Annotated in this window: 13 protein-coding genes; 7 read left to right on the top strand and 6 right to left on the bottom strand. The window is 73.6% G+C overall.

The features are described from left to right. Positions 1-1,383: a lipase family protein gene (locus ACQP26_RS26540; protein ID WP_433494281.1), complete on the bottom strand. Its 1,383-nt coding sequence runs from the start codon at positions 1,381-1,383 to the stop codon at positions 1-3. Between the two features lie 182 nt (positions 1,384-1,565). Between ACQP26_RS26540 and ung the strand changes: the two genes are divergently transcribed. Next, complete coding sequence (gene ung / locus ACQP26_RS26535; RefSeq protein ID WP_194801536.1) at positions 1,566-2,264, top strand: uracil-DNA glycosylase; 699 nt, start codon at positions 1,566-1,568, stop codon at positions 2,262-2,264. Here ung and ACQP26_RS26530 read toward each other — a convergent pair. Further along, positions 2,253-2,981, bottom strand: coding sequence for a helix-turn-helix domain-containing protein (locus ACQP26_RS26530; RefSeq protein WP_433494280.1), 729 nt, complete (start codon positions 2,979-2,981; stop codon positions 2,253-2,255). The genes ung and ACQP26_RS26530 overlap by 12 nt on opposite strands. A 171-nt stretch (positions 2,982-3,152) precedes the next feature. On the opposite strand from ACQP26_RS26530, the gene tsaB reads away from it, so the two are divergent. The 6 genes from tsaB to ACQP26_RS26500 all read left to right on the top strand — a co-directional run bounded on the left by tsaB (position 3,153) and on the right by ACQP26_RS26500 (position 9,128). Then, a complete protein-coding gene (gene tsaB / locus ACQP26_RS26525; RefSeq protein WP_433494279.1) occupies positions 3,153-3,830 on the top strand; it encodes a tRNA (adenosine(37)-N6)-threonylcarbamoyltransferase complex dimerization subunit type 1 TsaB in 678 nt (225 codons plus the stop codon). Continuing rightward, entirely contained in the window at positions 3,827-4,270 is a 444-nt protein-coding gene (gene rimI, locus ACQP26_RS26520) for a ribosomal protein S18-alanine N-acetyltransferase (RefSeq protein ID WP_433494278.1), read from the top strand. The genes tsaB and rimI overlap by 4 nt, the downstream gene beginning before the upstream one ends. 5 nt (positions 4,271-4,275) lie before the next feature. Then, positions 4,276-5,322 (top strand): tRNA (adenosine(37)-N6)-threonylcarbamoyltransferase complex transferase subunit TsaD, encoded by a 1,047-nt coding sequence (gene tsaD, locus ACQP26_RS26515; protein ID WP_433494277.1) that lies wholly within the window; start codon positions 4,276-4,278, stop codon positions 5,320-5,322. Positions 5,323-5,339: 17 nt separating this feature from the next. Beyond that, positions 5,340-5,594, top strand: coding sequence for a hypothetical protein (locus ACQP26_RS26510; protein WP_269704054.1), 255 nt, complete (start codon positions 5,340-5,342; stop codon positions 5,592-5,594). Between the two features lie 70 nt (positions 5,595-5,664). Beyond that, positions 5,665-7,371, top strand: coding sequence for an ABC transporter ATP-binding protein (locus ACQP26_RS26505; RefSeq protein WP_433494276.1), 1,707 nt, complete (start codon positions 5,665-5,667; stop codon positions 7,369-7,371). Beyond that, positions 7,368-9,128 carry an ABC transporter ATP-binding protein gene (locus ACQP26_RS26500; protein ID WP_433494275.1) on the top strand — a complete coding sequence of 587 codons (1,761 nt, stop codon included), beginning with the start codon at positions 7,368-7,370 and terminating at the stop codon, positions 9,126-9,128. Before ACQP26_RS26505 ends, ACQP26_RS26500 begins: the two co-directional genes overlap by 4 nt. A 54-nt stretch (positions 9,129-9,182) precedes the next feature. Here the strand turns inward: ACQP26_RS26500 and ACQP26_RS26495 are convergent, their stop codons facing one another. The 4 genes from ACQP26_RS26495 to ACQP26_RS26480 form a co-directional block, all read right to left on the bottom strand. Further along, positions 9,183-9,920, bottom strand: coding sequence for a DUF4142 domain-containing protein (locus ACQP26_RS26495; protein WP_269704057.1), 738 nt, complete (start codon positions 9,918-9,920; stop codon positions 9,183-9,185). A gap of 100 nt (positions 9,921-10,020) precedes the next feature. Beyond that, positions 10,021-11,196 (bottom strand): ROK family protein, encoded by a 1,176-nt coding sequence (locus tag ACQP26_RS26490; RefSeq protein WP_262013264.1) that lies wholly within the window; start codon positions 11,194-11,196, stop codon positions 10,021-10,023. Positions 11,197-11,225: 29 nt separating this feature from the next. Beyond that, positions 11,226-12,485, bottom strand: coding sequence for a sugar ABC transporter permease (locus ACQP26_RS26485; RefSeq protein WP_269704058.1), 1,260 nt, complete (start codon positions 12,483-12,485; stop codon positions 11,226-11,228). After that, positions 12,482-13,291, bottom strand: a complete 810-nt coding sequence (locus ACQP26_RS26480) for an ATP-binding cassette domain-containing protein (RefSeq protein WP_269704059.1) — start codon at positions 13,289-13,291, stop codon at positions 12,482-12,484. Before ACQP26_RS26480 ends, ACQP26_RS26485 begins: the two co-directional genes overlap by 4 nt. Between the last annotated feature and the right edge of the window lie 88 nt (positions 13,292-13,379).

Below are 13,379 nucleotides of genomic sequence, written 5' to 3'. Positions count from 1 at the left end.
CTACGGCTGCAGAGGCATCGTCCAGCAGTTGGAGTAGGCGGTGCGCCCGGCGAGCCGGTCGGTCAGCCAGGCCACCGCGTCGCCCTGATCGGTGATGAGCGGCGCCAGGTGGTTGGTGAGGAGCTTGTCGCCGAGGTTGGGCAGGCTGACCGCCTGGTAGGTCACGTTGGCGCCCTTGCGGCACCAGTCGACCGCCAGCTGGCGGGCCTGCCGGTGGGGCACGATGTCGTCCTGGACGCCTGTCGCCACGCGGACCGGGCCGGTGGGCTTGAGCGTGCCGATGCGCTGCCGGTCGAGGACGGCCTGGGCCTCGGGCGAGGCGGCGATGACGGCGGTGAGGGACCGGCCGCCGGTGATCCACCTGCTGCTCTTGGTGAACGCGTACCGGAGGATCGCGTCACCGACGCACATGGTCGAGGTGTCGGCGAGCGCCGCCCGGCCGGCGTCGTTGATGTTCGCCTGGATGACGTCCCGCACCGCCGGGTCGGACTGGGCGAAGCCGTTGAGCGACCAGCCCAGCGCCCCGGCCAGCGCGCTGCCGTCGATGCCCGCGATGACCGCGGTCAGGTCGGCGGGCGGCGCGCCGACGTAGGTGCCTGCGAGCGGCACGTCCGGCGCGTACGTGGGCTGGAGTTCGGCCGCCGCGGCGCTGGCACCGCCGCCCTGGCTGTAGCCGTACAGGCCGACGCGGGACTGGGCGGTGACCGATGCTCCCGGCACCGCGCGGGCGGCGCGGGCCGCGTCGAGCAGGGCGCGGCCCTCGTCGAGGCGGTTGACGTACGTGTGCAGCCGGTCGGTCGCGCCCAGCCCGACGTAGTCGGTGACGACGACCGCGGCGCCGGTGGCGAGCAGGCGGTAGATGGCCAGGGCCTCGTAGCCGACGGACAGGGTGTCGCCGGTGAGGGTGAGCGGGTGTTGCAGGGCGTACGAGGGCGCGCACTGGTCGCCCTGCCCCATGGTGCCGGAGGCGACGGCGACCAGCGGGCGCGGTCCGGTGCCCCGCCCCGCCGCCGACGGTTCGATGTAGGCGCCGGTCACGCCGACGGCCCGGCCGTTGGAGTCGGTGGACCGGTACATCAGGCGGGTGGCGGTGCCGGGCATCGGGCGGCCGTCGAGCCCGGGGATGCTCAGGCCGAGCGGCAACGGCTCGGTACGGATCAGCGTGCCGTTGGTGGCGGGCAGGTCGGCGGGCGGGTGGTAGAAGGCGGGGATCGTCACGCCGCGGGAGACCACGGGCGTGGTGCTGTCGGCGGCCGCGGCCGCGCCGGAGGCGGCCAGGTAGGTGGCTGCGGCCGCGGCGACGGCCAGCATCCGGAGGCCGATCGTGCGGCGGGGGGAGAGGGCGGTGGAGGGCGTGCGGGGACGGGTGTTTCTCCTGCTCACGGGCACTCCTAGCGAGCATCGATGGTGGTGGATGCAAGCTAGCAGTGAGGATGTGGCGTAAGTAACTTGCCAGTAGGTTACGTCCCGGTAACTTTTCCCGTCCAGTGCCCGGCCCTGCCACCGCCGGGGAGTGTCGGTTGCGGCTGGTATGAAGATGGCGACCCGACGAGGAGAGGTTGCCGATGCCCGACGCCCCCACCCTGGACCTGCCGGCGCTGCTGCCGGAGGCCTGGCGTGCCGTGCTCACCCCCCACCTCGACCCGGCCCGCACCGCCGCGCTGGCCGAGTTCGTCACCAGGGAGTACGCGACCGCCACGGTCTTCCCGCCGCTGGAGGACCTCTTCTCCGCCTACCGGCTGTGCGGGCCGGCCGACACCCGGGTGCTGATCCTCGGGCAGGACCCGTACCACAAGGCGGGCCAGGCGCACGGGCTGAGCTTCAGCGTGCGCGAGGGGGTGGCGGTGCCGCCGTCGCTGCGCAACGTCTTCAAGGAGCTGGGCGAGGACCTGGGCGTGCCGAAGCCGCGCAGCGGCAACCTCGACGGCTGGGCCGCGCAGGGCGTCCTGCTGCTCAACTCGGTGCTGACGGTCCGGCAGGCCACGCCCGGCTCGCACGCGAACAAGGGCTGGGAGGAGTTCACCGACGCCACGATCCGGGCGCTCGACGCGCTCGACCAGCGCGTGGTCTTCCTGCTCTGGGGTGGCTACGCGCGCAAGAAGGCGGCGCTGGTGACCAACCCCCAGCACGTGGTGCTGGAGGCCGGGCATCCGAGCCCGATGAACCCGCGCGGTTTCCTCGGCAGCCGCCCGTTCAGCGCCGCGAACAAGGCGCTGGCCGACGCGGGGCTGCCCACCATCGACTGGGAGCGCTCAGCCGGCTGACCCGCCCGGCGCCTCGCCCGCCGCCTCGGCGAGGCGTCGACGATGGCGGCGCAGCAGTTCGGCCGTACGCCGGTCGGTCACCTCCACCTCGACCAGCGGCTCGACCGGGTACGTGCGGTCACCGAGGCGGACCTCGATGGGCTCGGGCAGTTCGTCGCACATCCGGGCCCGTAGTTCGCCGTAGCGGGTCAGCCAACGGTGCTCGCCCGGCTCCTCGGGCTCCGTGTGGATGCCGCCCCACTCTTGCCATCGGGCGTTCCAGCGCTGCGCGTGGATCCGATCGAGGAGCGCGCTGAACTGCGGCGAGTCCCGCCAGCGCACCGCGATCTCGACCGCGTCCACCGGCAGCGGCGCGCCCTGCAGCAGTGCCGCCATGCCGCCCGACAGCACGTACGGCAGGTCGCCCAACGCGCCCATGAGCCGGTCCAGCCGGAGATCTTCGATCCGCTCGGCAAGCACCGTCCCGGCCATCTCGTCCAGCGCGGCGTCGAGGTGGCTGTCCAGCGGCTCGATCTCGATCCGCAGTTGCCGGCCGAGCGCGGCGAGCAGGCGTTCCGCGGTGGTCAGACTCGGCAGCCGGTCGCCGCGTTCGATCCGGGCGATGGCGGCCTGACTGAGCCCGGACCGGGCGGCCAGCGCCTGCTGCGTGAGCCCTGCTTGTTCGCGCTCCCGCCGCAGAGTGCGGGCGACCTCTCGAACGAGGCGACTCTCCGTCATCCCCGGAGGATGGCAGTCCTCTCCCACGCGTTATGCCTGTGAGTCATAAATATGACCCAGAGGCATAAGGCGCTCCAGTCTTCTCCTCGGCTCGGACGCTACGCACCGTCACCGGGTTAGCGGCGAGGGCGTGCCGGAGACGGGGAGAGCGGACGGCTAGGCTGGCTTACCGTGCTCGTACTCGTGGTGGACTCCTCGACGCCCGCGGTGACCGCGGCCCTGGCCGAGGTCTCGGCGGACGGCGTCGCGGTTCGCGCGTCCCGGTGCACAGTCGACTCCCGCGCCCACGGCGAGCTGCTCGCACCGCAGGTCGACGCCGTGCTGGCGGACGTCGGCGCGCGTCCCGCCGACCTGGCCGCGATCGTCGCCGGCCTCGGCCCGGGCCCGTTCACCGGGCTGCGGGTCGGGCTGGTCACCGCCGCCACCATGGGTCAGGTGCTCGGCGTGCCCACGTACGGTGTCTGTTCGCTGGACGGGCTCGGCCACCCGGCGGCCGCCGGCGAGCCGGTGCTGGCGGCGAGCGACGCGCGGCGCCGGGAGATCTACTGGGCCGTCTACGACGGCGCGGGCCAGCGCCTGGTCGGCCCGGAGGTGGCGGCCCCGGCGGTGGTCGCGGAGCGGGCGCGCGACCTGGCGGTCACCGTCGCGGTCGGCGACGGCGCGCACCGGTACGCGGACGTGTTGGGGCTGCCGGTACGCGACGAGCCGCGCTACCCGGACCCGCTGGCGCTGGCCCGTCTCGCCGCGCCACGGATCCGCGCGGGTGCGCCCGGCGAGACGCTCACCCCGCTCTACCTGCGCCGCCCGGACGCGGTCGCGGCCACCGGCCACAAGCCGGTCCTGCCATGAGGCTGGGCCGGTTCCGCTGGTGGCACATCGACGAGGTGCTGCCCATCGAGGCGGACCTGTTCGGCGCCGAGCAGTGGTCGGCGGCGATGTTCTGGAACGAACTCGCCAACGGGCACTTCTACCTGGTCGCCACCGACGACGACGGCCCTGTGCTCGGCTACGCCGGGCTGGCCGTGTCCCCGCCCGACGAGGCGTGGGTGCAGAACGTCGCGGTCCGCCGGGACGCCCAGCGCCGGGGCATCGGCCGGCTGCTGCTGGAGGCGCTGCTCGCCGAGGCGGCCCGGCGCGGCGCCCGCAGCACGCTGCTGGAGGTCGCCGCCGACAACGCGCCGGCGCAACGGCTCTACGCCGGCTACGGCTTCGAGCCGATCGGCGTACGGCGCGGCTACTACCAACCGAGCAACACCGACGCGCTGGTCATGCAGCGCAACGAGGACTGACGCGCATGGCTGACGAACCCCTGATCCTCGGCATCGAGACCTCCTGCGACGAGACCGGCGTGGGCATCGTGCGCGGGCACACGCTGCTCGCCGACGCGCTCGCCTCCAGCGTCGAGGAGCACGCCCGGTTCGGTGGCGTGGTGCCCGAGGTGGCCAGCCGCGCCCACCTGGAGGCCATCGTGCCGACCATGGACCGGGCGCTGCGCGAAGCAGGCGTCACCATCGCCGACATCGACGCCATCGCCGTGACCTCCGGGCCGGGCCTGGCCGGCGCGTTGCTCGTCGGGGTCGCCGCCGCCAAGGGGTACGCGGTCGCGGCGGAGAAGCCGGTGTACGGGGTGAACCACCTGGCCGCGCACGTCGCTGTGGACACGCTCGAACACGGTCCGCTGCCCGAGCCCGCGATCGCGCTGCTGGTTTCCGGCGGGCACTCCTCGCTGCTGCGCGTCGACGACCTGGCCCGTGACGTGGTCCCGCTCGGCGCCACCATCGACGACGCGGCCGGCGAGGCGTTCGACAAGGTGGCCCGGCTGCTCGGGCTGCCGTTCCCCGGCGGTCCGCACATCGACCGTGAGGCGCGGGCCGGTGACCCGGCGGCGATCGCCTTCCCGCGCGGGCTGACCGCCGCGAAGGACCTGGCCGGGCACCGGTACGACTTCTCCTTCTCCGGCCTGAAGACGGCGGTGGCCCGCTGGGTGGAGGCGCGGCAGCGGGCCGGTGAGCCGGTGCCGGTCGCCGACGTGGCCGCGTCCTTCCAGGAGGCCGTCTGCGACGTGCTGGTCGGCAAGGCGATCGACGCCTGCCGCACCAGCGGCATCGACACGCTGGTGATCGGCGGCGGGGTGGCCGCCAACTCCCGGCTGCGGGCGATGGCCGAGCAGCGGGCCGGCAAGCACGGCATCCGGGTGCGTACGCCCCGGCCGAAGCTCTGCACGGACAACGGCGCGATGGTGGCCGCGCTCGGCTCCCATCTGGTGGCCGCGGGCGTCGCGCCGAGCCGGCTGGACCTGCCGGCCGACTCGGCGATGCCGCTGACAGTGGTCAGTGTGTGAGCGGGGAGGGTACCGACATGATCGTCCGGATGTGGGAGGCCAAGGCCGAGCCGTACGGCTTCGCCGACCTGATCACCTGGGTCTGCGAGACCGCGCTGCCCGAGTTCGAGCACGACCCGATGCACGTCTCCAGCGAGGTGTTCTCCTCCACCGACCACCGGCTCGTGGTCATCTCCAAGTGGCGGAACAATCCCCGGGAACTGCCCGAGCCGCCCGCGCGCCTGATCGCCCGCCCGCCGCACAGCTGGGACTTCGCCCAGGTCGACCGCTGACGCGAGGGTCGTCACGACGGCCGGAATTGGTTGGCGTCCGGGTCGCCCCGGCACCTAGCGTCGGTGGGCCATGCGCTTCTCACCGGCCGGCGATCCCGGCACCCCCGACGCGCGGTCGGCCACCCGGTACCTGGTGTGGCTCGCCGGGCGGCACCCCGTCATCTTCGGCGCCGGTCTCGCACTCGGCGTGATCTGGATGCTGGCCCAGGCCCTGGTGCCGGCCGTGCTCGGCCGCGCCGTGGAAGCCGGCCTGGCGCAACGCGACCCGGACGCGCTGGTGCGCTGGAGTCTGGCCCTGCTCGGGCTGGGCCTGGTACAGGCCGTCGCCGGGATCCTGCGTCACCGCTGCGCGGTGCACAACTGGCTCGGCGCCGCCTACCGCACCGTGCAGGTGACGGTGGACGCCACCAACCGGCTCGGCGCCGCGCTGCCCCGGCGGGTCGCGGCGGGCGAGGTGGTGAGCATCGGCACCGCCGATATCGAGCACATCGGCAGCGCCGTCGACATCACCGCCCGCGGCGCCGGCTCGGTGGTCGGCATCGTCACCGTCGCGGTGATCCTGCTCAACGCCTCCCAGCCGCTCGGCCTCGTCGTGGTGCTCGGGGTGCCGCTGCTGATGGCGCTCGTGGCGTTGCTGATCCGCCCGCTGCACCGGCAGCAGGCCGCGTACCGGGACTCGACCGGCCGGCTCACCGCCCGGGCCGCGGACATCGTCTCCGGCCTGCGCGTGCTGCGCGGAGTCGGCGGCGAGCCGGTGCTGTCCGAGGGCTACCGGCAACGGTCGCAGGCGCTGCGCGCGGACGGGCTGCGGGTGGCCCGGGTCGAGTCGCTGTTGCAGGCCGCGCAGATCCTGCTGCCCGGCGTCTTCGTGGTGCTGGTGACCTGGCTCGGCGCCCGGTTCGCGCTGCGCGGCGAGATCAGCGCCGGCGAGCTGGTCTCGTTCTACGGCTACACCGCGTTCCTGGTCAGTCCGCTGCGCAACCTCACCGAGGCGGCCGACAAGCTGACCCGGGGACACGTCGCGGCCCGCCGGGTGGTCCGGCTGCTGCGACTCGCGCCGGAGTTCACCGACCCGGCCAGCCCGGTGCCGGTGCCGGCCAGCCCGGGCGAGCTGGCGGACGTGCGTTCCGGACTGGTGCTGCGACCGGGCCGGCTCACCGCGCTGGCCAGCGCCGCCCCGCAGGACGCCGTCGAGATCGCCGACCGGCTGGGCCGGTACGCCGACGGGGACGTCACGCTGCACGGCGTACCGCTGCGGGACCTGGCGCTGGCGACGGTGCGGGAGCGGATCCTGGTGGCCGACAACGACGCGCAGCTGTTCAGCGGCGTGCTGCGCACGGAGCTCGACCCGCACGACCGGGCCCGGCCCGGCGCCGTGGAGGCGGCGCTGGCCGCGGCGAGCGCCACCGACATCGTCGAGGCGCTGCCCGGCGGCCTGGACGGCGAGGTCGCCGAACGCGGCCGGGAGTTCTCCGGCGGGCAGCGGCAACGGCTGCGGCTGGCCCGCGCGCTCGTCGCCGACCCGGAGACGTTGATCCTGGTCGAGCCGACCAGCGCGGTGGACGCGCACACCGAGGCGCGCATCGCCGAACGGCTCGGCCCGGCCCGCCGGGGCCGCACCACGCTGGTCTGCACCACCAGCCCGCTGGTGCTCGGCCACGCCGACCACGTGGTCTTCGTGGAGGACGGCAAGGTCGTCGCCGAGGGCCGGCACGAGGAACTGCTCGCCGCCGAGCCGCGCTACGCCGCCACGGTGAGCCGGGAGGAGGACCGATGAGCAACGCGCTGCCCGTCGCCGACGTCGCCCAGGTCCGCCGGTACGTGCGGGAGCTGATCCGCCGCCACCCGCGCGGCCTGGCCGCCGCGCTCGGCCTGCACGCGCTCGCCGCGGGCGCCGGGCTCGTCGCCCCGCGCCTGCTCGGTGACCTCGTGCAGGGGATCTCCCAGGGCATCGCCGCGACGACAGTGGACCGGGTCGTGGCGGCCATCGCCGCGTTCGTGGTGGTGCAGGCGGTGCTGGTCCGCTTCGCGCACCTGGCCTCGGCCCGGCTCGGTGAGCGGGTGCTCGCCGAGCTGCGGGAGGAGTTCGTCGACCGGGTGCTCGCGCTGCCGCTCGCCACTGTCGAGCGGGCCGGCACCGGAGACCTGCTCACGCGCACGTCGCGCGACGTCGCCGCGCTGTCCCGTACCGTCCGGTTCGCCGGACCGGAGACGCTGATCTCGGCGCTGACCGTGCTGCTGATCCTCGGCGCGCTGCTGCTGACCGGTCCGCTGCTGGCGCTGCCCAGCCTGCTGTCGGTGCCGGTGCTGTGGGCCGGCACGCGCTGGTACCTGCGCCGCGCGCCGCAGGGCTACCTGCGGGAGAACGCCGCCTACTCGGACATCACCGACGGGATCAGCGAGACCGTCGAAGGGGCGCGGACCACCGAGGCGCTGCGTCAGGCGGCCCGCCGCCGGGCTCGCGGCGACGCCGACATCCGCCGGTCGTACGCCGCCGAGCGCTACACGCTCCACCTGCGGACCGTGTTCTGGCCGGTGGCCGAGTTCGGCTATCTGGTGCCGATGGTGGCGACGCTGCTCATCGGCGGCTGGTTCCACCTGAAGGGCTGGGTCAGTCTCGGCCAGGTCACCGCCGCCACGCTCTACGCCCAGCAGCTCACCGACCCGATCGAGCGGCTGCTGGGCTGGCTCGACGAGTTCCAGGTCGGCGGCGCCTCGCTGGCCCGGCTGCTCGGGGTGGCCGCCGAGCCGGACGAGCGAGCCAGGGCATCCGCCACGCCGGACGAGCGCGCCGCCGCCCCGGGCGGTGCGGGCCGGCTCGCCGCGCACGACGTGCGGTACGCGTACCGCCCGGGACACGACGTGCTGCACGGCGTGACGCTGGAACCCCGGCCGGGGGAGCGGCTCGCGATGGTCGGCCCGTCCGGGGCGGGGAAGTCGACGCTGGGCCGGCTGCTGGCCGGCGTGCACGCACCGAGCGCCGGCACGGTGACGGTGGACGGGCGTCCACTCGCCGGAATGCCCCTGGCCGAGCTGCGTACCCATGTCGCGCTCGTCAGTCAGGAGCACCACGTGTTCATCGGCACGCTCGCCGACAACGTGGCGATGGTCCGGCCGGACGCCGGCCCGGAGCGGGTACGCGCCGCGCTGGCCGCCGTCGACGCGCTGGACTGGGCGCTGGCCCTGCCGGACGGGCTCGACACGCCGGTCGGCGCGGGCGGCCACCCGCTCACCCCGGCGCAGGCGCAGCAGCTCGCGCTGGCCCGGCTGGTGCTCGCCGACCCGCACACGCTGGTGCTGGACGAGGCCACCTCGCTGATCGACCCGCGGGCGGCCCGGGCCCTGGAACGGTCGCTGGCGGCGGTGCTTCAGGGCCGTACCGTCATCGCCATCGCGCACCGGCTCTTCTCCGCGCACGACGCGGACCGCGTGGCGGTGGTCGCCGACGGCCGCATCACCGAGCTGGGGTCACACGACGAACTGGTAGCGGCCGGTGACTCGTACGCCGCGCTGTGGCGGTCCTGGCACGGCTGACAAACGCGCGACGGGCCCCGGCGCACGTGCGCCGGGGCCCGCTCGACGGCCGGGTCACGAGCGGCGGGTCAGCCGCCAGGTCGCGTACCCGCCGGTGCCCAGTGCGATCAGGAACACCGCCCACACCAGTCCGGTGCCGACCTGCAGCCCACCACCGCTGCCCACGTTCGCCTGGGCGGCGGCGACGAGCGAGTCGCTCTGCGCGGGGGGCAGCGCGGCCGGCGGCAGCTGCTGCCAGCGCACCAGCCCGGTGCTCTCCAGCATGGTCATGTGGTCGTTGACGAACGTGTTCGCGTCCTCGGCCAGCTTGCGCACGATCGGGTCGCGGGTGCTGGCGCGGACCGCGCCGATCACCGGGAAGATCTTGCCGTGGGCGACCCGCAGCCGGGTGACGAAGATCTGGTCGAACCGGGCGCCGGTGGCGTTGCGCATCTCGGTCAGCCAACCCTGCTGCTCGGCCGTCGGATCCGTCGGCAGGGTGGCGCCGAGCTTGTTTGCCGCCTCCACCACCAGCTGATCCAGCTCCGCGTGCTGCTTGGCGATCTCCGCGCCGACCTCGCGTACCCGGGCGGACTGGCCCTTCTCGGCCGCCATCTGCCCGGCCGGCATCTCCCACAGCCCGGCCAGCCGTACCCCGTTGAGCAGCGTCATGTCGGCGGCGTTCATCTGCACGCCGGGGTTGGGCGCGGCCTGCGCCGTCCCGGGAACGACGCCGATCCCCGCGCCCAGCGCGGCGAGCAGCAGTACCACCCGGTGCGCCAGCTTGCGGCGTGCGGATTTCAGCGATGCCATGGTTGCGGTGCCTCCTCGGTCCGGACCGGTACGCGGGGTGTCGTGGACGGCCGCGCAAGCCGGCCGCCCGTCCGCACACTGGTACGGATCGGCGGGCCGATCAGTTCAGCGGGTCGGCGAGGAGTCGTTCGAACGCCAGCTCGGCGGCGCCGATCAGCGCCGCGTCGTCACCGAGCTTCGGGGTACGCAGCCGCACGTGCTCCAGGCACGCGGGCAGCCCGTTGGAGTTGAGCCGGCTGCGTACCTGCGCGGCGGAGGCCAGGTAGAGGTCGCGCATGGTGCCGCCGAAGATGACCATCTCCGGGTTGAAGATGTTCACCAGGTTCGCGACGCCGAAGCCGAGCCAGTCGCCGGCCTGCCGTACCGCGGTCTGCGCGCGGGCGTCGCCTCGGTCGGCGGCGTCGAAGACGGCGAGCAGCGCGTCCCGGCCGCGCGCCTCGGACCGGCCGGCGGCGCGCAGCAGCCCGTGCTCGCCGATCTCGGTCTCCCAGCAGCCGCGCCGGCCGCAGTCGCAGCGCACGCCGTCGCGGACCACCACCATGTGGCCCACCTCGCCGCCGTAGCCGCCGTGGCCCCGCAGCCGGCGGCCCCCGGCGATGATGCCCGCGCCCACACCGACGTCGCCGTAGATGTAGATGACGTTGTCGCAGCCGACCGCCGCGCCCCGGGCGTGCTCGGCGTACGCGGCCACGTCGGCCACGTTGCCCACCGTGATCGGTACGTCTATTCCCAGCTCGACGGCGAGCGCCGCACCGATCGGCTCGTCCACCCAGCCGGTGGTCGGGCTGAGCCGCACCAGCCCGTCCTCGCGGCGGACCATGCCGCACACCGCCACCCCGGCGCCCACGCAGATCGCGTCCGGCGGGACCGACTGGTGCATCTCCTTGACCGCGCCGGCGAGCAGCGGGGCGGCCTCCCCGGCGACCAGGTTGCGCGGCCGGTCCATCTCCCGGCGGTCGAGCACCTCACCGCCGAGCCCGACCCGCGCGGCCCGCAGCCGGTCCACCTCGACGCTGTACGCGTACGCGTAGACCCGCTCCGACTCGGGCCGGACGACGAGTGACGGTCGTCCGGCCCGGCCGGTCTCCTTCGGCGTCCCCTCGCTGACCAGCCCGGCGCCGGCCAGGTCCGCGGTCAGCGCGCCGATGGTGCTGCGGTTGAGTCCGAGCGCGGTGGTCAGCTCGGCGCGGGTGGTGGCCCCGTGAACGTGTACGTAGCGGAGCAATGCGCCCAGGTTCTGCCGACGGATCTCGTCCTGACTGGGGCCCGCGCGCATTGCCACTGCCATGGTGTCGATAACCGGGATCAGCGGGTACCGGTTGCGGCCGAACGTCGCCGGGACAGCGCGTCTACGCCGGCGGCGAGGAGCAGCACCAGGCCGGTGAAGATGAACTTCAGCCCGGAGCTGAGGTCGAGCAGTCCCATACCGTTGATGATGACAGCCACCACCGCGCCGCCCAGCACCGCGTTGATCATGCGGCCTTTGCCCCCGAAGAGGCTGGTGCCGCCGATGACGGCCGCGCCGACCGCGTAGAGGAGCACGTTGCTGCCGCCGGTGTTGGGATCCACCGACCGATCCCGGCTGGCGGCGATGATGCCGCCGACCGCCGCCATGCCCGAGCAGATCACGAAGGCCGAGATCTTGAGCCGGTCCACGTTGATGCCGGCCCGTCGCGCCGCCTCGGCGTTGCCGCCGACCGCGTAGAGGTGACGGCCGTAGGCCGTGCGGTTGAGCACGAACGTCCAGAACACCAGTAGGAGCGCGACGATCGGCACGACCACCGGCATGCCCTTGTTCGAGGTGATCAGCGGGTTGATGCTGCGCTCCTGGTTGAGCACGTAGACCGCGAGCACGATCAGCAGCGCCAGCCCGCCGATCCGGGCGCCCATCACGGCTGCCGGTTCGGTCACCAGGCCCCGGGAGACGCGATTGCGGTGACGCAGCAGCTGGGCGACGGCGTAGCCGAGAATCGCGACGGCGGCGAGCAGCCAGCCGATGGCAGGCGCGATGCGGCCATTCTCGATGCCGACGATCACGTCGTCGCTGATCGAGATGTTGCTGCCCTCCTTCATGAGCAGCAGCACCACGCCCTGGAAGGCGAGGAAGCCGGCCAGGGTCACCACGAAGGACGGGATGCCCACCTTCGCGACCAGGAATCCGAGGATCAGGCCGATCAGCACACCGGTGATCAGGGCCGCGAGGACGGCGACGTACCACGGGTAGCCGAGCACGCTGACCACGTTCGCCAGGATTCCGGCGCAGACGCCGCTGGCGAAGCCGGCAGAGAGGTCGATCTCGCCGAGCAGGAGCACGAAGATCAGCCCCATGGCGATCACGGTGACCGCGGCGCCCTGGGTGAAGAGGTTGGCGAAGTTCCCCGCGGAGAAGAAGACCGGGCGCACGATGGTGAACACCACGCAGAGCACCACGAGGCCGATGACCGCGGGCAGGGCGCCCAGGTCACCGCCGCGTACCCGGGCGAGGTAGTTGCGGACGTGGTCGCCGACGGTGTGTGCGGGCGTGACGGCGGCCGGTCCTTCCTTCTTCACGGCGGTGGCGGTCATCGGAGCGCTCCCGAGGTTGCGTCGGCGGATTCGGTGCCGTTGCCGGGTTCGGTGGAGAGACCGAGGTTGCCGGAACGGCCCGCGGTGATCAGCTCGACCACCTGCGAGTGGGTGATGTCGCTGGTCTTGACCTGGGCGACCATCTGGCCGAGGTAGAGCGCGGCGATCCGGTCGGAGACGGCGAAGACGTCGTTCATGTTGTGCGAGATGAGCACCACGGCCAGGCCGTTGTCCGCCAGCCGGCGCACCAGCTCCAGCACCTGGGCGGTCTGCGCGACGCCGAGCGCGGCGGTCGGCTCGTCCAGGATGACCAGCTTGCTGTTCCAGAGCACGGCCTTGGCGATGGCGACGGTCTGCCGCTGGCCGCCGGAGAGGCTGGCCACGTGCTGGCGCAGCGACTTCACGGTGCGCACGCTCAGGCCGGCGAGCGTCTCGGCGGCCATCTGCTCCATGGTCGGCTCGTCGAGCACGATGCCGCTGCGCTTCTCCCGGCCGAGGAACATGTTCTGCACGATGTCGAGGTTGTCGCAGAGCGCGAGGTCCTGGTAGACGACCTCGATCCCGAGGTCGGCGGCGTCGCGGGGGCTGTTGATGCTGACCGGCTTGCCGTCGAAGAGGAACTCGCCGGCGTCGGTGGGATGGATGCCGCTGATGCACTTGACCAGGGTCGACTTGCCGGCGCCGTTGTCGCCGACGAGCGCGGTCACCTCGCCGGGGTGCGCGGCGAAGGCGACGTCGCGGAGCACCTGGACGGGACCGAAGCTCTTGTCGATCCCGCGTAGCTCCAGCAGGGGGGTTGCGGACACGGGTTCTCCTTTGGGCGGAGGGAGGTCTCGGATCCCGTCCGGCGCGGGCGCCGCCCGGCACGGGGTTCTCCCGTGCCGGGCGGCGCCG

The organism is Micromonospora sp. CA-248089 (assembly GCF_050948515.1).
Lineage (GTDB): Bacteria > Actinomycetota > Actinomycetes > Mycobacteriales > Micromonosporaceae > Micromonospora.
Note: the sequence above shows the minus strand (reverse complement) of the source record. Positions and strands in the feature narration are given on the sequence as shown.